Below are 18,125 nucleotides of genomic sequence, written 5' to 3' on the forward strand. Positions count from 1 at the left end.
GCTACAAGTCTCGCCTACCCGGATTAATACGGTGTTGCTGGGGCGAAACGTTAAAAAGACCGGACCCTCTCGCCTCGGTGTTCCCATGCGACCGCCCGCCCCTCTCACCGTGGGGGGCGGGCGGTGATGTCCGGAAGCTGGGATCTCTGCTCTGGTTCTCCAGGCTATCCCCCGTCCGGGGGGTCACCTGCCGGGGGTGGTGCTGCGCGGACACCGGAGCTTCGGCGGTCACATCCCGTCGAGGACGGCCGCGATCGCCGGGAACACCCCCGCTCTCCAACCGCCTTCCATGATGCTCCTGGCTCGCTGGTGGAGGGGATCGCCGGGGTCGAAGCCCTCGTGGTCGAGGAACAGCCGGGTGCCGCGACCCTCCGGTTCCAGCCGCCAGCTCACGGTGAACTCGATGCCGTTGCCCGCCTCGTCCTTCCAGGAGGTGGTCAGCAGCTTCTCGGGCTCGAACTCCAGGACCCGGCACGTGGCGACCCCGCTGAAGCCGGTGGACGGCATGGGCTGGGCGGTCATGGTGTAGCGGTGCCCCACCTCCAGCCGGAAGTCGTCGGTCATCAGCCAGCGAGACACGAGCTCGGGCTCGGTCAGCGCCCGCCACACCTTGTGCGGCGGATGCGGCAGGAACTCGTCCAGGTGCAGACCCGTCCGCTCGTCAGTCATCCGTCTCCTCCATGTCCGTGTCCTCTGTGTCCGTGTCCTCTGTGTCCGTGTCCTCTGTGTCCATGTCCTCCAGGACACTTCGCAGGCTCGTGAGCCGCCCTCGCCAGAAGTCCTCGTACGGCGTCAGCCAGTCACGGATGCCCATGAGGGGAGCCGCCTCCAGCCGGTAGTAGCGGTGCCGGCCGCTCTTCTCCTCGCTGACCAGCCCGGCGTCCTTGAGCGCTTTCAGATGCTCTGACACGCTCGGGCGGCTCATCGAGAAGCCGGCGGCCAGTTCCCGCACCGGCTGCGCCCCGCCGTCGCGCAGCCGCCGCAGCAGCTCGCGCCGCGCCGGGTTCGCCAGCGCCGCGAAGACCGCGTCGACCAGGGTGTCGACCTCGCGAATTTCCACGGGACCCACTATAGGTAGGAAATCTCCTACCAATCAAGCCTCAGGGTTTGGGCGCGTGAAGGAAGGGTGTGGGGCGGCGGGTGCCCGCCGCCCGGGCTTCGGAGGTCAGGACGCGTTGTACTCGCTGACGACGTCCACGACCCACGTGACGCCGAACCGGTCCTTCAGCATCCCGTAGAGGGGCGCCCACTGCGCGGGCCCCAGCGGCTGCAGGACGGTCGCGCCGTCGGTGAGCTTCTCCCAGTACGCCCTGATCTCCTCGGCCGCTTCGCCCCTCAGTGAGACGAAGAACGCGTTCTCGCCCTGGTTCCAGGGCTGGCGCGAGGGCACGTCATAGGCCATCACGCGAAAGCCGTTGTCGGCGGCCACCTGGCCCCACATCACCTGGTCGGCCTCGGACGGCTCCTGGACGTTCCCGGCGTCCTTGTACGTGACCACGGCCACGTCCCCGCCGAACACGGACTGGTAGAACGTGAGTGCCGCGCGGGCGTCACCCCGGAAGTTCAGGTGGGTCACAACATTGACGGACATCATGCGGTCCTTGCCTTTCGATTCCTGTCATCTGGGCGGTCTTACGTGTCGCCGTCGTCGTCCGGCGGCCCGTGTCGACCGCTGGGCCGGTTCGCTGTGACTGCGGGAGCTTGCTCTCCCGCCGCCGATGACGATCACGGGGATCGCCCGCCCGGCCCCTGCTCGGCGACTACAGTGACAGGGGAAGAGGACAGGGTGTGACCGCTACCTGGGGCAATATGGGGCCATGCCGAAGACTTCTGCGCGGCTGCTGGCGTTGCTCTCGTTGCTCCAGGTGCGCCGGGACTGGCCGGGGGCGCTGCTGGCCGAGCGGCTGGGCATCAGCCCGCGTACCGTGCGGCGTGATGTCGACCGCCTGCGCGAGCTCGGCTATCCCATCGTGGCGATCAAGGGCCCCGACGGCGGCTACCGGCTGGACGCCGGCACGGAGCTGCCCCCGTTGTTGTTCGACGACGAGCAGGCCGTGGCTCTGGCCGTCGCACTCCAGCTCGCCACCACCGCCGGGGCGGGCATCGAGGAAGCCGCGGCGCGTGCGCTGAACACCGTCCGGCAGGTCATGCCCGCCCGGCTGCGCCACCGGATCGACACCCTCCAGATCACCGCCGTCCAACGGCCCGCGATCCGGCCCACCCCGCAGGTCGGCAGCAGTGTGCTCACGGCGCTCAGCGCCGCCGTCCACGCCCGCGAGGTGCTGCGCTTCGACTACACCCCCGCATCCGCAGCACGGGCGGACGACAACCGCACGCAGGCTCCGCCGCGCCGGGTGCAGCCCCATCACCTCGTCACCTGGGGCGGGCGCTGGTACCTCGTGGCCTGGGATCTCGACCGCGAGGACTGGCGTACCTTCCGCGCGGACCGGATCAGCCCGCGCACCCCTACGGGACCCCGCTTCACCCCGCGCGAGCCGCCCGGCGGCGAGGTGGCCGCCTTCGTGGCCGGCCGATTCCGGGGCGCGGGCGGCTCTGGCGACTGGCCGTGCGTCGGTGAGGTGATCCTCGACCTGCCCGCCGCCGCCGTGTCCCGCTACACCCCTGACGGAGCCGTCGAGGAACTCGGCCCGAACCGTTGCCGGCTCGTCCTGGGCTCGTGGTCATGGGCCGGCCTGGCCGCCGCCGTCGGCAGGTTCGACGCCGACATCGAGGTCGTCGGCCCGGCCGAGCTCAAAGCCGCCTTCGCGCACCTGGCCCGCCGTTACGCCAAAGCCGCCGACGATTCGGGGCCAGTGGACGGCGCGAAGATCGAACGCTGATGGCGGCATACCACGACAGTGGAGTATCAGGCGACGACCACGCAGGTGTGCGGGCTGTACCCGTTCGTCGCCGGCGCGGGCGCCCCGTCGATCGGCACGCCGATCGGACGGCATCAGCTGTCCGGTGAGGTCGTCTGCCTGGACCCGCTCACATGGCCGCGTGCTTCCTGGCCTCGGCGATCGTCGGCCACGCGACCCCGCCGGTGACCCTGAGTGTGCTCAGTGTCATGGTGTTGCCGTTCGCCCCTTCGTGGGCGCGCAAGTATGGGTATGGCGCGCGTTCAGCCGGGGCGCCGTGCCGACGTTCTTCTGATTGGGTGTTCGTTGCACAAGGATCTTCTGCGGCTCGCGCGCGCCGAACGGACCGTCCGGCTCCACCTCGCCGCCTGCCTGGCCGCGGCGGTGGCGGCCGGGCTGCTCGTGCTGGCGCAGGCGGAGTTGCTGGCGGGGGTGCTGTCCGGCAGGTTCGCCGTAGCGGCCCTGTTCCCCCTCGCCCTCGTGGTGGCGGCGCGTGGACTGCTCGGCTGGGCGCAGGGCGTCTCCGCGGGACGCACCGCGACCGCGCTCAAGTCGGCGCTGCGCCGTCTGCTGCTGTCGCGCTTCCAGGAGCTGAGCCCCGCGGCGTACCGCTCCGGTGAGCTTGTCACGCTGGCGGGCCGGGGGCTCGACGCGCTCGACCCCTACCTCACCGGCTACCTGCCCGCGGTGGCCGTCGCCGGGGTCGTGCCGATCGCGGTGGTCATCCGGCTCTTCGTGGCCGACCTGGGCACGGCCGTGATCGTCCTGCTCACGCTGCCGCTGATCCCGATCTTCGGGGCGCTCGTCGGCTGGACCACCAAGGCCGTGACCGAGCGGCAGTGGCGGGCTCTGGCCCGGCTGGGCGGGCACTTCCTCGACGTGGTCCGCGGCCTGCCGACACTGCGGGCCTTCGGCCGCGCGCGCTACCAGGCCTCGGTGATCCGCGAGGTGGCCGAGGCGCACCGCGCGGCGACCATGAAGACGCTGCGGGTGGCGTTCCTGTCGTCGCTGGTGCTGGAGCTGGTGGCGTCGCTGTCGCTGGCCCTGGTGGCGGTGCCCGTCGGCCTCCGGCTGCTGTCGGGCTCCCTCGACCTCCACACCGCCCTGCTCGTGCTGCTGCTCGCCCCCGAGGCGTACCTCCCGCTCCGGGCCATGGGCACCAGGTTCCACGCCTCCATGGAGGGCGTCGCCGCCGCCGACGAGGCCTTCGCCCTAACCGGCCGTGATCATGCACAGGTTCCCGGCGACGGCCCTGACCGGCGCCACCCTGACCGTGATCATGCACGGATTCCCGGCCAGCCCGTTGACCTGCGCGAACGCGGTCGTGATCATGCAGTGCCCGAGATCCGCCTGGAGGCGGTGACCGTCCGCTACCCCGGACGCGACGACGTGGCGCTGGACGCAGTCTCGCTGGTCATCTCGCCGGGCGAGCGGGTGTCCATCGTCGGCCCGAGCGGGGCGGGCAAGAGCACGCTGCTCCACCTCCTGCTCGGCTTCGTCACCCCGTCGGAGGGCCGAGTGCTGGTCGGCGGCGCCGACCTGGCCGATCTCGACCTCGACGAGTGGCGCCGCCGCCTGGCCTTCGTGCCCCAGCGGCCGCACCTGTTCGCCACGTCGGTCGCGGCCAACATCGCGCTGGGCTCTTCGGCCACGCCCGAGGAGGTCCGTACGGCCGCCGCCGAAGCCCAGGCGGCCGAGTTCGTGGAGGCGCTGCCCGACGGCTACGACACGCCGCTGGGTGAACGCGGTGCGAACCTGTCCGCCGGGCAGCGCCAGCGAGTCGCGCTCGCGCGGGCGTTCTGCCGTCCGTCGGCGGAGGTGTTGCTGCTCGACGAGCCGACGGCCCGCCTGGACGGCAGGAGCGAGGCCGCGGTCGTCGAGGCCACGCGGCGGCTGGCGGAGGGCCGCACCGCGATCATCGTCGCCCACCGCCCCGCCATGATCGACCTCGCGGACCGGGTCATCCACCTTGAATCCGGCCGGCTCACCCCCCGCGACCACGTGATCGGAGGCCGCGCGTGACCGCCACACTCCTCGGGCCGGGCATGACCCGGCGGCTGGCCCTCGCCGCGCTCGCCGGGTCGGCCGCCGACCTCGCCGGGGTGGCGCTGATCGCCTCGGCGGCCTGGCTGATCACGAGGGCCGCCGAGCAGCCGCCGCTGGCGGCGCTGTCCGTCGCCATCGTGGCGGTCCGGGCCTTCGCGACCACCCGGGGGATCTTCCGGTACGGCGAGCGGCTGGCCGGCCACGACGTGGCCCTGCGGGCCCAGGCCGGGACGCGTGAGCGCCTCTACCAGGCGCTCATTCCCACCGGGCCGCTGTCACACCGGGGCGCCGACCTGCTCAGCCGGATGGTCGACGACACCGACGCCGTCCAGGACCTGCTCGTCCGGTGCGTGCTGCCCGCCGTCGCCGCGCTCCTCACCGGGATCGCCGCCGTGGTCGTCGCCGCCTTCCTCCTGCCCGCCGCCGCACTCGCGCTCGCCGCCGGGCTGCTGGTCGCGGGGGCCCTCCTCCCGGCCGGTACGACGGCCGCCGCGCGGAGATGGTCGGCGAGGATCGCCCCCGCGCGGGCCGAGCTCGCCGCCAAGGTCGCCGACCTGGTCCACGGCGCGGCCGACCTCGCGGCGTACGGCGCGCGGGACCAGGCGCTGGCCGCCGGGATGGACGCCGACGCGCGGCTGGCGAAGCTGGAGCGGGGCCAGGCGCGGATCAACGCCGCCGGCCTCGGGCTCGGGGTGCTCGCCCAGGGCCTGACCGTCGTGGCCGTGGTGCTGACGGCCCAGGCCGCGCACCTGGGCACGGTCGCGACAGCCGTACTGGCCCTGACCGCTCTCGTGTCGTTCGAGCCGGTCCTGCCGCTCGCCGCCGCGGGTGAGCGGTTCGCCGGGGTGCTGGCGGCGCTGCGCAGGCTGAGGGAGATCAGGGCGACGCCCCCGGCGGTCGCCGAGCCGGACTCACCCGCTCCCCCGCCGGAGCCGCCGCTGACGGTCGAGGTCGACAACCTGGTGGTCCGCCACAGGGACCGGGAGCCTGCGCTCGACGGGGTCAGCCTTACGCTGACGCCGGGCAAACGGGTCGCCATCGTCGGCCCGAGCGGGGCCGGGAAGAGCACGCTCCTGTCGGCCCTGATGCGCACGGTGGGCATTGAGTCCGGAAATATCCGCATCAATGGGGTGGATGTCCGGGCGTACTCCTCCGACGACGTCCGCGCCAGGATGACCGGGCTCACCCAGGACCCCTACGTCTTCCAGGCCACCGTCCGCGACAACCTCCGGCTCGCGGGCCCGGACGCGTCGGAGGACGACCTCGCGCATGCCGTACGGCAGGCCAGGCTGGACGCCTGGGCGGAGCGGACCGGCTGGGACACGACGCTCGGCGAGGACGGGCGCACGGTCTCCGGCGGGCAGCTCCAGCGGCTGGCGCTCGCCCGCGCCCTGCTGTTCGACCCGTCGGTGCTGCTGCTGGACGAGCCGGCGGAGGCGCTCGACGAGGAGACGGCCGACCTGCTGATGGCCGACCTGCTCGACGCCACGCGGGGCCGGACGACCCTGCTGGTCACCCACCGGCTGCGCGGGCTGGAGCAGGTCGACGAGATCGTCGTGCTGGAGAACGGCCGGGTAGCGCAGCGGGGAACGCACGCCGAGTTGCTCGCCGTTCCCGGCTACTACCGCGACCTCTGGGAATCCGAGGCGATGACCGGTCACTGAGCGTCCAGTGACCGGTCACCGCGGAAGCCGCGTGCATGATCACGCGCCGGATAGGCGCACGTCGCAGGCCGTACGGATGAACCCGCGCATGATCACGCACGGCGTCGGGGCACGTCGCGGACCGTACGGAGGAACCTGTGCATGATCACGCCGGGGTTGCCGGACTCAGCTGGTGGCGGACTGCTCGGCGAGGGCGGTGGTGACGGTCGAGGACTTGCCGTTGCGGGTGTAGGTGATGGTCACCTTGTCGCCGGGCCGGGAACTCCGGATCGCGCCGACGAGCGTCTCCGCGTCGTCCACCACCGTGTCGTTGATCTTGGTGATCAGGTCGCCGTCCTTGAGTCCGATCTTGTCCGCGGGGCTCCCGGCGGTGATCGAGCTGACCACGGCCCCGGCCGCGTCACCGGTCGCGTCGGCCACGCTCACGCCCAGGTAGGCGTGGGTCGCCTTACCGTTCTTGATGAGCTGCTCGCCGACCTGCTTGGCCGTGTTGATCGGGATCGCGAAGCCCACGCCGATGTTGCCGGAGCTGGAGCCCGACGTGGCGATGGCGGTGTTGATGCCGATGACCTGGCCCGAGGAGTTCACCAGGGCGCCGCCCGAGTTGCCCGGGTTGATCGCGGCGTCGGTCTGGATCATGCCGCCGATGGTGGTGCCGGCCTGGCTCGGCTGCTGCTGCTGCTCCTCCTGGCCCCAGGGGAACGGCGGGGGCTGCTGCTGCTCGCCGCCCTCGGTCAGCGTGCGGTCCAGGGCGCTCACGATGCCGGACGTGACCGAGCCCTCGAGCCCCAGCGGGCTGCCGATCGCGAGGACGCTGTCGCCGACCTCCAGCTTGTCGCTGTCGCCCAGCGAGGCCGGAGTCAGGCCCGAGACGCCCTGCGCCTGGATCACGGCGAGGTCGGTGGTGGGATCGGTGCCCTTCACCGTGGCCGACGCCGTCTTGCCGTCGCTGAACTTCACCGTGACGGTGCTGCCCTGGCCGGCCTCGGCCACCACGTGGTTGTTGGTGAGGATCAGGCCGTCGGCCGAGAGGATCACACCGGACCCCTCGCCGCCGCCGGTGGGCGTAGTGATCTTGATGGAGACCACGGACGGCTGGATCGCCTTGGCGACCGCCGCGATGGTGTTCCCCGACGAGCTCGACACCGGCTTCACCAGCGGACTGGAGATCACCGTCTGCCCGCCGTTGGCCGCGCTGGCGACGAGGGCCCCCGTCGCCCCGCCACCTAGCGCCACGGCGGCGAGGGCGAGACCCGCCACCACCTTCTGCCTGCCGGTCAGCGTGCCGGCCGGGCGCTGCGGCGGCGGCAGAGGGCTGCCGAACACCGCGGTGTCATATGGGCCGTACGGGCCGGGACCTCCGTGGTGTCCATAGCCTCCATAGCCGCCCTGGTTCCCGCCGTACTGGCCGTACTGCGGGGGAGTCCTGCCGAACTGGCTCCACCCGTGGCCGGGGAGCACCTCGGTGTCGGTCCCGGGAACGCGCTCTCCTGAGCTCATCGCCATCCCCCTAATTGGATCTGCCGGTAATCCGGCTCTCCGCCGGTACATCACTACAATGGCAGGCCCGCGATAAGGTCACGCTAAGCGATCAGACAGCCGGCCAGTACTCGTCCCGCAGCAGGCGCTTGTAAAGCTTGCCCGTGGGGTGGCGTGGCAGCTCGTCGCGGAAGTCGACCGACCTCGGGCACTTGTAGTGGGCGAGGTGCGCGCGGCAGAAGTCGATGAGCTCGGCCTCCAGGGCGGGGCCCGCGTCCTGCGCGGAGACCGGCTGGACGACGGCCTTGACCTGCTCCCCCATCTCCGGGTCCGGCACTCCGAAGACGGCCACGTCGGCGACCTTGGGGTGCGTCACGAGCAGGTTCTCGGCCTCCTGGGGGTAGATGTTCACCCCGCCCGAGATGATCATGTAGGAGCGCCGGTCGGTCAGGTAGAGGAAGCCCTCCTCGTCAAGGTGGCCGATGTCGCCGAGCGTGGTCCAGCCCCGGCCCATCGGGTCCTGGACCGACCGGGTCTTGCCCGGGTCGCCGTGGTAGACGAACTCGGGGCCGCCGGAGAAGTACACCGTGCCGTGCTCGCCCGGCGGCAGCTCGTTGCCCTCGTCGTCGCAGATGTGGACGACGCCCAGAAGCGACCGGCCGACCGTGCCCTTGTGCTTCAGCCAGTCCTCGGAGCTGACGTAGAGGAAGCCGTTGCCCTCCGTGCCCGCGTAGTACTCGTGGATGATCGGGCCCCACCACTCGATCATCCGCTCCTTGACCGGGACCGGGCAGGGAGCCGCCGCGTGGATGGCGCACCGCAGCGAGGACAGGTCGTGGCGCTCCCGCACCCCGGGCGGCAGCTTGAGCATCTTGATGAACATCGTCGGCACCCACTGCGAATGCGTGACGCCGTACCGCTCGATCAGCGCCAGCGCCTCCTCGGCGTCGAACCTCTCCATCACGATGATCGTGGCCCCCAGCCGCTGGAAGGTCAGGCAGTACCGCAGCGGCGCCGCGTGGTAGAGAGGGGCGGGCGACAGGTACACGCTGTCCGCCGACGGGGCGAACAGGAACTGGACGAGCTGCAACATCGGTCCGGCGGCGTCCAGCGGCGCCTTGCTCAGGGTGGGCTTGACGCCCTTCGGCCGCCCAGTGGTCCCCGAGGAGTACAGCATGTCCGCGCCCTGGCACTCGTCCTCGATGGGAGCCGTCGGCTGTCCGGCCGTCGCCTCCTCGTAGGACGCGAAGCCGGGGGCCACACCGTCGAGCATGAGCCGCACCTCGACGCCGGGCGTGCCGCCGGTGACGGAGGTCGCGACGTCCGCCAGGGCCGCCGACGAGATGAAGACCCGCGCCTCGCAGTTGTTGAGGATGTAGGCCAGTTCCTCACTCTGGAGGCGGGAGCTGACCGCGGTGTAATAGAGGCCGGACCGGTGGGCCGCCCAGGCGACGGCCAGGAACAGCGGGTGGTTCTCCAACATGAACGCGACGTGGTCGCCGGGCCGCAGGCCGGCGGCGCGCAGGAGGTGCGCCAGCCGGTTGGACTCCTCGTCGAGCTGACGGTAGGTGACCACGCGGCCGGTGGCCGCCATGATCACGGCGGGCTTGTCCGGCGTCACCGCCGCGATGGCTCCCGGATGCATGACCGAACGCTAGTCGGTTTTCCGGTAGGGGTCACGCAACGGCCGCGCCCGCTGTGCGAAGTCCTCTTTGATCTCCCGCATCTTCGGGCCGGCGGCGTAGAAACGGCCCTTCGTCTCCCCGTACGGCTGGAGCCAGTCTTTCCCCGCGAGCTCCCGCAGGTCGCGGGCGGCCTGGCCCTGGCTCAGGCCCTCGTCGGCCTGGTACATGCTCCGCCTCAGCCTGCTGGAGACGAAGACCTGGTAAAGCGCCGAGACCGTGCGCGGGTGCAGGCCCTCGGCGTCGGACCGCTCTTCGAGCAGCACCCAGACCTCGCCCGCCTCGGCCAGCCTCCGCTGGACCCGCTGCGCCTGCATGTGATGGCAGCGCAGGACGAACCGCACCCACGACAGCGTGTCGCCGTGCGGGCTCCAATGGCCGTGCTGCACCGCCCGCAACGCGCCGTAGTACTCGAGCGTGTTCTCGCCGATGCCGAGGCACTCCTCGATCGAGGAGAACTCGGGTGTGGTGATCTGGTCGCGGCCGAGCACGAGCGTCTGCAGGGCACGGGACATACGCCCGTTGCCGTCGCGCCAGGGATGGATCGCCACCAGGTTGAAGTGCGCCATCGCGCCGCGCACGTAGCTGGGGGCGGCGAGATCCCCGGTGTTCAGCCAGTCCCCCAGCTCGTCGAGGAGATCCGGCACCGCCTCGTGGTCCGGCCCTTCGTAGACGACCTCGCCGGTGGCGGAGTTCCGGACGTAGATGCCGCCCGGCCGCGCCGTTCCCGGGGTCTTGTCGATGTGGTGGCCGATCATCATGAAGTTCAGCGCGTGAAGCAGGCCCACGTCGTAGCGTAACGCCCGGCTCTTGGACAGCAGGTTGATGTAGGTCAGCGCCTGCTGATATCCGGCGATCTCCCGGGCCACCCGGGCCGACGCCTCCAGCGGCTCCTCTCCGGACATGATCGACTCGATGTCCTCGACGCTCGCCCGATAGCCCTCGATCGAGTTCGAGCCCTGGATGGCCCTCGCCTGCAACTGACGCCGCAGCAGGCCGTCCCACCGATGAGCCTCGGCGAGCCGATATTTCAGGTCGCGCCGCATGTCCTCGATCTCGGCGAGGACCTTCTCGTCTATCGGATCCAGCGTCGGTGTGCCGTACAGCATGAGCCCATAACAGCATGGGCGAATCATTTAGTCAAGTGACCGAATGATTCGCCCATATATGTGTGATTTAGGCGGCGGCCGGCTGGGCCACCGTCGCGGAGGTCAGGGCCAGGTCGAGGACCTCACGGACGTCGCTCACCGCGTGGACGGTGAGGTCGGCCAGCACGTCCGCCGGAACGTCGTCCAGGTCGGGCTCGTTGCGGGCCGGGATGAGGACCGTCGTGATTCCCGCCCGGTGGGCGGCGAGCAGCTTCTGCTTCACCCCGCCGATCGGGAGGACCCGGCCGGTGAGGGACACCTCGCCGGTCATCGCCACGTCACCGCGGACCGGGCGGCCCGACAGCAGCGAGGCCAGAGCGGTCGTCATCGTGACGCCCGCGGACGGCCCGTCCTTCGGCACCGCGCCCGCCGGGACGTGGATGTGCACGGACCTGTCCTTGAGCGACCCGACCGGCAGCTCCAGCTCCACTCCGCGCGAGCGCAGGAAGGACAGCGCGATCTGCGCCGACTCCTTCATCACGTCGCCGAGCTGGCCGGTGAGGGTCACCCCGGTGGAGCCCGTCTCCGGGTCGGCCAGGGACGCCTCGACGTAGAGCACGTCGCCGCCCGCGCCGGTCACCGCGAGGCCCGTCGCCACGCCCGGCACCGCCGTACGCTGCGCGGCCTCGGGAAGGGACGACTCGGGCACGTGCCGCGGCCGGCCCAGGTAGGCCACCAGGTCGCCGGCCGAGACCGCGACCGGCAGCTCCGCCTGGCCGAGCGCCACGTTGGCCGTGACCTTGCGGAGGACCCGCGCGATCGACCGCTCCAGCGACCGGACGCCCGCCTCGCGGGTGTACTCCCCCGCGAGCCTGCGCAGCGCGCCCTCGTCGATGGTCACGTCGGCGGCCGTCAGGCCGGCCTTCTCCAGCTGGCGCGGGAGCAGGTGGTCACGGCCGATCGCGACCTTCTCGTCCTCGGTGTAGCCGTCGAGCGTCACGATCTCCATGCGGTCGAGCAGCGGGCCGGGGATCTGCTCCAGGACGTTGGCCGTCGCGAGGAACAGCACGTCGCTGAGGTCGAGCTCCACCTCCAGGTAGTGGTCGCGGAACGTGTGGTTCTGCGCCGGGTCCAGGACCTCGAGCAGCGCCGCGGTCGGGTCGCCGCGGTAGTCGGCGCCGACCTTGTCGATCTCGTCGAGCAGCACGACCGGGTTCATCGAGCCGGCCTCGCGGATGGCCCGGACGATCCGGCCGGGCAGCGCGCCGACGTACGTGCGCCGGTGGCCGCGGATCTCGGCCTCGTCGCGGACGCCGCCGAGGGCGACGCGGACGAACTTGCGGCCCATGGCCCGCGCGACCGACTCGCCGAGGGAGGTCTTGCCGACTCCGGGCGGGCCGGCCAGCGCCAGGACGGCGCCGCTGCGACGCCCTCCGACCACTCCGAGGCCCTGGTCGGCCCGGCGCTTGCGGACCGCGAGGTACTCGATGATGCGGTCCTTCACGTCGTCCAGACCGGTGTGGTCGGCGTCGAGCACCGCGCGGGCGCCGGCGATGTCGTACTCGTCGGTCGTGTGGGTGCTCCACGGGATGTCGAGGACGGTGTCCAGCCAGGTGCGGATCCAGCCGGTCTCGGGAGACTGGTCGGAGGTGCGCTCCAGCTTGTCGACCTCCTTGAGCGCGGCCTCCCTGACCTTCTCGGGGAGGTCGGCCGCCTCGATGCGGGACCGGTAGTCCTCCTCCTCGTCAGACGGGTCGCCGTTGAGCTCGGCCAGCTCCTTGCGGACGGCGGCGAGCTGCTGACGCAGCAGGAACTCCCGCTGCTGCTTCTCCATGCCCTCCTGGACGTCCTTGCGGATGGTCTCCGCGACGTCGAGCTCGGCGAGGTGCTCGCGGGCCCAGGTGACGAGCTTGTCCAGGCGCTCGGCCGGGTCGGGGGTCTCCAGCAGGAGCTGCTTCTGCGGCGTGGACAGCCAAGGGGCGTAGCCCGCGCTGTCGGCCAGGACCGACGGGTCCTTGATCTGGTTCACCGCGTCCACGACCTGCCACGCGCCCCGCTTCTGCAGGATCGTGACGGTCAGCGACTTGTACTCCTTGGCGAGCTCCTCGGCCCGATGGCCGGACGCGACCGGCTCCAGGACCGTGGCCTCCACCCAGAGCGCCGCGCCGGGGCCGGTCGTTCCTGTGCCCACGCGCATGCGGTCCACGCCGCGGACCACGGCGGCCGGCTCGCCTCCGGGCAGCCGCCCGACCTGCTCGACGACCGCGGAGACGCCAATGGCGCCGTACCGGCCGTCCACGCGCGGCACCAGGAGAACCCTGCTCTCGCCGCTGGCCCGTGCCGCGTCGATCGCCGCCCGGACCTCGGAGTCCGACAGGTCGAGGGGGACGACCATGCCGGGCAGGACGACCTCGTCGTCCAGAGGAAGGACGGGAAGGATCTTTGCCATGCCTACTCCCAAGGTTGAGTTATGCCGACTCAACTAACAGGAGCCTCACCGTGTTCCCAGTTTTGCGTCAGTTCGCTGTGAGCGATCGTAATCGTGTAATCGCAGCTCTGGCCGCCCGGAATGTCGGTATCGGTCAAACGTGGGGCTGCGTGGCCCGGTGTGCGAACCGGACACCATGATGTCCCCTATGGAATCAGGCCAGATCCGACTCAGCTCCCCCACAGGGCGATGGATCCTTCTCACGACCGTCCTCGGATCCGGCATGGCGATGCTCGACGGCACCGTGGTCAACGTCGCGCTCCCCACCCTCGCCCGCGACCTCGACGCGGGGATCTCGGGACTCCAGTGGACGATCAACGCGTACACCCTCACGCTGGCGGGGCTGATCCTGCTCGGCGGCTCACTCGGCGACCGGTACGGCAGGCGGAAGGTCTTCCTCATCGGCGTGACGTGGTTCGCGGTCGCGTCGGCCCTGTGCGGCCTCGCCCCGAACATGCCCGTGCTGATCCTGGCCCGCGCCCTCCAGGGCGTCGGCGGCGCGCTGCTCACCCCGGGATCACTCGCGATCATCCAGGGCAGCTTCGCGCACGAGGACCGGCCTCGCGCGGTCGGCGCGTGGTCTGGGCTCGGCGGCGTGGCCGCCGCCGTGGGCCCGCTGCTCGGCGGGTGGCTGGTGGAGACGGCCGGCTGGCGCTGGGTGTTCCTGCTCAACCTGCCACTCGCGGCCGTCGTCGTGGCGGTAGCCGTACGGCACGTGCCGGAGACCAGGGACGTCGACACGCAGGGGCGGTTCGACGTGCTCGGCTCGGTGCTGGCCGCGCTCGCGCTCGCCGGTCTCACCTACGGCCTGATCCTCGGGGGCCGCGGCTACCTCCCGCTCGCCGTGGGCGTGGCGCTCGGCGCCTGGTTCGTGATCCTGGAGAGGCGGCGCTCGCCGGACGCGCTCGTTCCCGTGGGGATCTTCGCCTCGCGCGTGTTCACCGCCGTCAACATCGTGACGCTGATCATGTACGCGGCGATGGGCGTCGTCTTCTTCCTGCTCGTCGTGCAACTCCAGGTCTCCGCCGGGTTCTCCCCCATCGCGGCCGGGTCTGCGATGCTGCCGGTGACGATCCTGATGCTGCTGCTGTCGGCCCGCTCGGGTGAGCTGGCCAAGCGGATCGGGCCGCGCGTCCCGATGGCGGCCGGCATTCTCACGTGCGCCGCCGGGCTCCTGCTGATGAGCCGGATCGGCCCCGGGTCGTCCTACCTCGTCGACGTGCTGCCCGCGGTGGTCGTCTTCGGGATCGGCCTGTCCTCCGCGGTGGCTCCGCTGACGGCCACCGTGCTCGCCACGGCCCAGGAGCGGTACGCGGGGGTGGCCAGCGGCGTCAACAACGCCCTCGCCCGCACCGGCAGCCTGCTCGCGGTCGCCGCGGTGCCGCCCCTCGTGGGCCTGATGGGCGACGCCTACAACTCACCGGCCGCGTTCACCCACGGCTACCACACCGCGATGCTGATCAGCGCCGCCATGCTGGCCCTCGCCGCGCTGGTGTCCTTCCTCACCATCAGGACCAACGTGCTGGCCGAGGCTCCCGAGCCGAAGCGCCACGTCCACTGCTCGCTGGACGCCCCGCCGCTGGAGCGCGACGGAACGGCCTGAGTTCAGCCAGCCGACGGGGGCGGTTCATGTGCCGGTGGGGCGCGTGTCCTGATCCCGGGAAACGATCCGGCACATGAGCGTTTCCCGCCCGTCGACCCGCACGTCAACTCGCACGTGGATCAGGACCGGCGCCCTGCTCGCGGCCGTCCTCGCCGCTCCAGCGCTCCCTGCCGGTTCTCCGGCCTCCGCCGCACGGAGCTGCCCGGGCGTCCTCACGCCCGGCTTCCTGGCGGTGGCCGCGCCGTACGCGACCGTGCACGGGCAGCCGCGCGCGGGGACGGTCACCCTGTTCAGCTCGGACAAGACGCTGGGCGGCCTGAAGAAGACGAGAACCCTCATCCAGGGCACCGGCGGCATCGGGGACACCCCGGAACGGAACGACGCGTTCGGGTCGGCGCTCGCCAAGGGCGACTTCGACGGCGACGGCTGCGCCGACCTGGCCATCGGCGCGTCGGAGGAGTTCTTCGGCGCGCCCGTCCCCGGAGCCGACGGGCACGGCGTCGTGCACCTGCTGTTCGGCTCGCCGGACGGCCTCACCCGGGCCGAGACCATCGACGTCGCCCACCTCGGGCGCCGGCACGGCACCGACCGGTTCGGAGCGGCCCTCGCCGCCGGGGACCTCGACGGGGACGGCGACGACGAGCTCGTCGTGGGAGCTCCCGGCATGGACGGCGGAGGCGGCATCGGCGTCTTCGGCATGAAGGACCGCTCGCCGTACGGCATGGGCACGCTGATCACCCAGACGACCGGCTGGGTGGGGCAGGAGCCCGGCGCGACCGACCAGTTCGGGGCGGCCCTCGCGACCGGCGACTTCGACGGGAACGGCAAGGACGAGATCGCGGTCGGCGCGCCCGGCGACGGCGGCCTCCGGTACGGCTCGGGCGTCGTGACGATCATCGACCCCCGTGCCCGGCGGGCGGGCGTCTACACCCAGGAGAGCCCGGACGTGAAGGGCTATGGGGAGAAGTGGGACGCCTTCGGCGCCGCCCTGGCGTCGGGCGACTTCAACGCCGACGGGCGCGACGACCTGGCGATCGGCGTGCCGGGTGAGGACCTGTCGATGCTCCAGCGCGGCATGGACTACGGCGACGGCGCGGTCAACGTGCTGTACGGCTCGGCCCGCGGCCTGACCGCCCTCGGCAGCGAGGTCTGGTCGCAGACGGTACTCAAGGGCACGCCGCGTTACTTCGACCGTTTCGGCACGTCGCTGGCCGCCGGTGACCTCAACGGCGACGGGGACGACGAGCTGGTGGTCGGAGTGCCGGGAGAGGGCGCGGTCCAGGTCATCGCGGGCACCCGGAGCGGCGGCCTGACCCGCAACCACAACCTGCTGCTCACCGGACCGGCGAACGGCGACTTCGGGGCCTCGATCATGGTCGAGGGCGGGAAGCTACTGGTGGCCGCGCCGGGCACGGGCCGTCTGACGCTCATCGGGACGAAGGCGAAGAAGGGCTCCTATCCAGGAGTGCTCCCACGCACCGCCCGCGTCATCGACACGGGCGGCGAGGACGACCTCTTCGGCTACGCGCTGAGCTAGCCGGGCTAGGCGTTGAGCTGGGCGTGGCCGGAGGGGATGGTGAAGCAGGCCGAGGTCTTGGCCGGCGCGCCCCGCCTGCTGATGTAGTCGAGCGTGCGGAACTCGGCCCGCATCTCCTCCGGTGACACCCGGCAGACGATGTAGCCGCGGCGCTGGTCGATGTAGGAGATGTGCGGGTTCTCCCGGAGGATCTCGGCGATCCGCGCCTCGTCCCGGTAGCCGTCTCCGTCGCTGGAGATCGACGACGTCACCAGCTCGACCGCCACGCGGGGCGAGCCCGGGTCGCCGAAGTCCGGCCGGAGGTCGGCGGCGTGGTGCATGTGCGCGTCCCCGGTCAGCACGACGGGGTTGGCCGCACCCGACGCCTTGATGCCTTCGAGCAGTCGCGCCCGGTCCGCCGGGTAGCCGTCCCAGCTGTCCATGTTGAGCTCGGTGCCCGGCCCGGGCCGGAAGTCGCGCTGGGCCATCAGGACCTGCTGGCCGATGAGGTTCCACCTGGCCCCCGAGCCGGCGAGCCCGTCCAGCAGCCAGCGGCGCTGGTCCGCGCCGAGGATCGTGCGGCCGGCGTCCAGGCGCTCGTCGCACCCGGCCCGGTCGCCGTCGTCGCAGGCCTGGTCGTCGCGGAACTGCCGGGTGTCGAGCAGGTGGAAGGCCGCCAGGCTCCCCCACGAGATCCGCCGGTTGATCCGGATCGACGCGCCCCTCGGCACGCTGGCCCGCCGCAGCGGCATGTTCTCGTAGTACGCCTGGAAGGCGTGGGCCATCCGCTCCCGGAACCCGGGCGCGTCGGTGCTGGAGATCGGCCCCGCCCAGTTGTTCTCGATCTCGTGGTCGTCGAACGCGACCAGCCACGGCGCCGCCCGGTGGGCCGCCTGGAGGTCGGGGTCGGTCTTGTACTGCCCGTGCCGGATCCGGTAGTCGGCCAGGCTCTGGCACTTGTTCCCCGCGTGCGTGCGCACGTTGCCGCCGAGCGCCGTGTAGCCCTGCGGCTCGTACTCGTAGATGTAGTCGCCCAGGTGCACGACGAGGTCCGGGTCCTGCTCGGCGATCCTCCGGTAGGCCGTGTAGTAGCCGTGTTCCCAGTGCGCGCAGGCCGCGACCACGAAGGTCAGCGGCGACAGCCCCGCCGGCGCCGTCCGCGTGCGGCCCGCGGGCGACAGATGGCCGCCGGCGCGGAAGCGGTAGAAGTACTCCCGGCCGGGTTGGAGCCCGCCCACCTCGACGTGGACGCTGTGCGCCTCCGCCGCGCGGGCCGTCGCCGTACCGGACCTGACGACTTCGGAGAAGCCCTCGTCGGAGGCGAGCTGCCAGTCCACCTCGACGGAGTTGGCGGGCATGCCGCCGAGGCCGTCGGGGGCAGTGGGATCGAGGGCCAGCCGGGTCCAGAGCACGACACCGTCTGAGGTCGGCTCCCCGGAGGCGATTCCGAGGGCGAACGGATCCTGCCGCGGGGCGCGGCGGGGCAGGGCGGAGCCGGAGAGCAGGAGGCCACCGGCTCCGGCGGCGACAGCGGACAGGAACACTCGTCGCGAGGCATTCGTCTGCACGACACCAGTGCAACCCGCGCGGTCGACGCGCAGCCTCTACGGCCGTGACCCGCACCGAAACCACGGGTGAACAGTGCTGTTGAACGGCGCTGCTGAACAGCGCCGGTGAGGACAGTGCCGGTGAGGACAGTGC

The 18,125-nt window shown here is 71.6% G+C and carries 13 protein-coding genes; 5 read left to right on the forward strand and 8 right to left on the reverse strand.

The window, feature by feature from the left end:
• Positions 1–228: 228 nt before the first annotated feature.
• The 3 genes from N5079_RS24545 to N5079_RS24555 all read right to left on the reverse strand — a co-directional run bounded on the left by N5079_RS24545 (position 229) and on the right by N5079_RS24555 (position 1,591).
• Positions 229–669, reverse strand: coding sequence for an SRPBCC domain-containing protein (locus tag N5079_RS24545; RefSeq protein ID WP_261586379.1), 441 nt, complete (start codon positions 667–669; stop codon positions 229–231).
• Entirely contained in the window at positions 662–1,060 is a 399-nt protein-coding gene (locus N5079_RS24550) for an ArsR/SmtB family transcription factor (RefSeq protein ID WP_261586380.1), read from the reverse strand. Before N5079_RS24550 ends, N5079_RS24545 begins: the two co-directional genes overlap by 8 nt.
• 105 nt (positions 1,061–1,165) lie before the next feature.
• Positions 1,166–1,591, reverse strand: coding sequence for a VOC family protein (locus tag N5079_RS24555; RefSeq protein ID WP_261586381.1), 426 nt, complete (start codon positions 1,589–1,591; stop codon positions 1,166–1,168).
• 226 nt (positions 1,592–1,817) lie between these two features.
• On the opposite strand from N5079_RS24555, the gene N5079_RS24560 reads away from it, so the two are divergent.
• From N5079_RS24560 to cydC, 3 genes are all read left to right on the forward strand, one after another.
• Positions 1,818–2,840 (forward strand): helix-turn-helix transcriptional regulator, encoded by a 1,023-nt coding sequence (locus N5079_RS24560; RefSeq protein WP_261586382.1) that lies wholly within the window; start codon positions 1,818–1,820, stop codon positions 2,838–2,840.
• A gap of 324 nt (positions 2,841–3,164) precedes the next feature.
• Entirely contained in the window at positions 3,165–4,880 is a 1,716-nt protein-coding gene (gene cydD / locus N5079_RS24565) for a thiol reductant ABC exporter subunit CydD (protein WP_261586384.1), read from the forward strand.
• Positions 4,877–6,568, forward strand: a complete 1,692-nt coding sequence (gene cydC / locus N5079_RS24570; RefSeq protein ID WP_261586385.1) for a thiol reductant ABC exporter subunit CydC — start codon at positions 4,877–4,879, stop codon at positions 6,566–6,568. Before cydD ends, cydC begins: the two co-directional genes overlap by 4 nt.
• 165 nt (positions 6,569–6,733) lie before the next feature.
• On the opposite strand, the gene N5079_RS24575 is transcribed toward cydC, so the two are convergent.
• The 4 genes from N5079_RS24575 to lon all read right to left on the reverse strand — a co-directional run bounded on the left by N5079_RS24575 (position 6,734) and on the right by lon (position 13,266).
• Positions 6,734–8,068 carry a S1C family serine protease gene (locus N5079_RS24575; protein WP_261586387.1) on the reverse strand — a complete coding sequence of 445 codons (1,335 nt, stop codon included), beginning with the start codon at positions 8,066–8,068 and terminating at the stop codon, positions 6,734–6,736.
• Between the two features lie 91 nt (positions 8,069–8,159).
• The gene (locus tag N5079_RS24580; protein ID WP_261586389.1) at positions 8,160–9,692 is read right to left on the reverse strand and encodes an acyl-CoA synthetase; all 1,533 of its coding nucleotides are present in this window, start codon (positions 9,690–9,692) and stop codon (positions 8,160–8,162) included.
• 9 nt (positions 9,693–9,701) lie between these two features.
• Positions 9,702–10,838, reverse strand: a complete 1,137-nt coding sequence (locus tag N5079_RS24585; RefSeq protein ID WP_261586390.1) for a Fic family protein — start codon at positions 10,836–10,838, stop codon at positions 9,702–9,704.
• Between the two features lie 67 nt (positions 10,839–10,905).
• Positions 10,906–13,266, reverse strand: coding sequence for an endopeptidase La (lon, locus tag N5079_RS24590; protein ID WP_261586391.1), 2,361 nt, complete (start codon positions 13,264–13,266; stop codon positions 10,906–10,908).
• A gap of 187 nt (positions 13,267–13,453) precedes the next feature.
• Between lon and N5079_RS24595 the strand changes: the two genes are divergently transcribed.
• Complete coding sequence (locus N5079_RS24595; protein WP_261586392.1) at positions 13,454–14,908, forward strand: MFS transporter; 1,455 nt, start codon at positions 13,454–13,456, stop codon at positions 14,906–14,908.
• A 73-nt stretch (positions 14,909–14,981) separates the two neighbouring features.
• Positions 14,982–16,445 (forward strand): FG-GAP repeat protein, encoded by a 1,464-nt coding sequence (locus N5079_RS24600; protein WP_261586393.1) that lies wholly within the window; start codon positions 14,982–14,984, stop codon positions 16,443–16,445.
• Positions 16,446–16,450: 5 nt separating this feature from the next.
• Here the strand turns inward: N5079_RS24600 and N5079_RS24605 are convergent, their stop codons facing one another.
• Positions 16,451–17,992, reverse strand: coding sequence for an alkaline phosphatase D family protein (locus tag N5079_RS24605; protein WP_261586394.1), 1,542 nt, complete (start codon positions 17,990–17,992; stop codon positions 16,451–16,453).
• Between the last annotated feature and the right edge of the window lie 133 nt (positions 17,993–18,125).

The organism is Planotetraspora sp. A-T 1434 (genome assembly GCF_025420585.1).
Lineage (GTDB): Bacteria > Actinomycetota > Actinomycetes > Streptosporangiales > Streptosporangiaceae > JAOEGB01.

What these genes read in the sequence shown, in the direction of transcription:
- N5079_RS24545 (WP_261586379.1), bottom strand. Translation starts at nt 669, where the DNA reads ATGACTGACGAGCGGACGGGTCTGCACCTGGACGAGTTCCTGCCGCAT.
- N5079_RS24555 (WP_261586381.1), bottom strand. Translation starts at nt 1,591, where the DNA reads ATGTCCGTCAATGTTGTGACCCACCTGAACTTCCGGGGTGACGCCCGC.
- N5079_RS24560 (WP_261586382.1), top strand. Translation starts at nt 1,818, where the DNA reads ATGCCGAAGACTTCTGCGCGGCTGCTGGCGTTGCTCTCGTTGCTCCAG.
- N5079_RS24575 (WP_261586387.1), bottom strand. Translation starts at nt 8,068, where the DNA reads ATGAGCTCAGGAGAGCGCGTTCCCGGGACCGACACCGAGGTGCTCCCC.
- N5079_RS24580 (WP_261586389.1), bottom strand. Translation starts at nt 9,692, where the DNA reads ATGCATCCGGGAGCCATCGCGGCGGTGACGCCGGACAAGCCCGCCGTG.
- N5079_RS24585 (WP_261586390.1), bottom strand. Translation starts at nt 10,838, where the DNA reads ATGCTGTACGGCACACCGACGCTGGATCCGATAGACGAGAAGGTCCTC.
- lon (WP_261586391.1), bottom strand. Translation starts at nt 13,266, where the DNA reads ATGGCAAAGATCCTTCCCGTCCTTCCTCTGGACGACGAGGTCGTCCTG.
- N5079_RS24595 (WP_261586392.1), top strand. Translation starts at nt 13,454, where the DNA reads ATGGAATCAGGCCAGATCCGACTCAGCTCCCCCACAGGGCGATGGATC.
- N5079_RS24600 (WP_261586393.1), top strand. Translation starts at nt 14,982, where the DNA reads ATGAGCGTTTCCCGCCCGTCGACCCGCACGTCAACTCGCACGTGGATC.